At 49.2% G+C, this 329-nt stretch carries 1 protein-coding gene; it reads left to right on the forward strand.

Translation table 11 applies throughout. The features are described 5' to 3' along the window. Positions 1–116: 116 nt before the first annotated feature. On the forward strand, positions 117–329 hold a 213-nt coding region (locus Q4563_RS18000; RefSeq protein WP_303605477.1), incomplete at its 3' end, for a hypothetical protein.

Here is a 329-nt window from a genome sequence, read left to right on the forward strand (position 1 = left end):
TTATTGATACTGATTCGTATTAGCATTGTATTTTAATGAATGTTGTGGATAATGAGGCTCATTCCCATTTGGGTCTTTTATCTCTCTGATGTGTTGTTAAAGGTACGGTAAAGCAAATGCGATGCAGTTGTCTGGCGGTTGGCCTGTTGGTGGTTGTGACATATACGCCTGTTGTTATCGCGGAAGACGTTGCGGCAGAAACGCCGCTTCAGGAAGACGCCGATGTCTTTTATCTGGATACCCTGGTGGTAACGGCAGCGCGTGGCCAGCGGCCCTTGGCCGATACCCCGGTCCGGACTCTGATTCTTGATGAAACCACGATCCAGCGC

This window comes from Gilvimarinus sp. 1_MG-2023 (genome assembly GCF_030548285.1).